The organism is Dictyoglomus sp. (assembly GCA_025060475.1).
In the GTDB taxonomy this organism is placed as follows: domain Bacteria; phylum Dictyoglomota; class Dictyoglomia; order Dictyoglomales; family Dictyoglomaceae; genus NZ13-RE01.
Genome location: JANXBZ010000033.1, coordinates 1 through 1,117 on the forward strand (window position 1 = coordinate 1; position 1,117 = coordinate 1,117).

Annotated in this window: 2 protein-coding genes; both read left to right on the plus strand. The window is 37.0% G+C overall.

Features of this window, described 5'->3' with window-relative positions; translation table 11 throughout:
* Nucleotides 1-689 (plus strand): AAA family ATPase (locus tag NZ841_08430; protein MCS7202786.1); only part of this gene is annotated, 689 nt, incomplete at its 5' end.
* The coding region (locus NZ841_08435; protein MCS7202787.1) for a Clp protease ClpC at nucleotides 628-1,117 on the plus strand (490 nt) is incomplete at its 3' end. The genes NZ841_08430 and NZ841_08435, both read left to right, overlap by 62 nt.

A 1,117-nucleotide genomic window follows, 5' to 3' on the forward strand; every position in this document is an offset into this window, starting at 1 on the left:
ATAAAATTCCTAAGGTTTTCGGTGCCCAACCATTAGAGCATATATACATAACTCCGAGACTAAACCAGCTATTTGAGAAGGCAGAAAAAGAAGCAGAACATCTTAAGGATGAATATATAAGTGTAGAGCATCTTCTTATTGCTTTATTTGACGTAGGAGGACCTGCTCTTGATGTAATCCGTAAGCAGGCTATAACTCGTCAGAAAGTACTTGATGCGATGAGAGCAATAAGAGGAGTCCATCAAATAACAGATCCTAATCCTGAGGACAAGTATCAAGCATTAGTTCGTTACGGAAAGAACTTAACAGAGCTTGCGAAAAAAGGCAAACTTGATCCTGTTATTGGTAGAGACGATGAAATAAGAAGGGTAATCCAAGTTCTAAGTAGAAGAACAAAGAATAATCCAGTTCTTATAGGAGATCCCGGAGTTGGTAAAACAGCTATCGTAGAGGGACTTGCTCAAAGAATAGTAGCAGGAGATGTTCCAGAAACATTGAAAGATAAAGAAATAGTCGCATTAGATATAGGTGCTTTGCTTGCTGGAGCAAAATACAGAGGAGAGTTTGAGGAAAGACTTAAAGCTGTTCTTAAAGAGATTATTCAATCAGAAGGTAAAATCATCAAATATGTTAAAACCAGCGCTTGCTCGTGGAGAGCTTCGCTGTATCGGTGCAACTACTGTAAATGAGTATCGTAAATATATAGAAAAAGATCCTGCCTTAGAAAGAAGATTTCAGCCTATTCTTGTTAAAGAACCTTCGGTTGAAGAAACTATATCAATTTTAAGAGGACTTAAAGAAAGATATGAGGTGCATCATGGAGTAAAAATAAAAGATTCAGCATTAGTGGCTGCAGCTGTGCTTTCTAACAGATATATTACTGATAGATTCTTACCAGACAAAGCAATAGATCTTATTGATGAAGCTGCAGCTAAACTCAGGATGGAGATAGACAGCATGCCTATTGAGCTTGATGAGATAGAAAGGAAACTAAGACAACTTGAGATTGAACGTCAAGCCTTAAATAAAGAGCCTACTGAAGATGCGAAAGAAAAAATAGAAAAGATAACTCAAGAGATTAATGAACTACTTACAAAAAAGGAGGAGCTTAACAGAC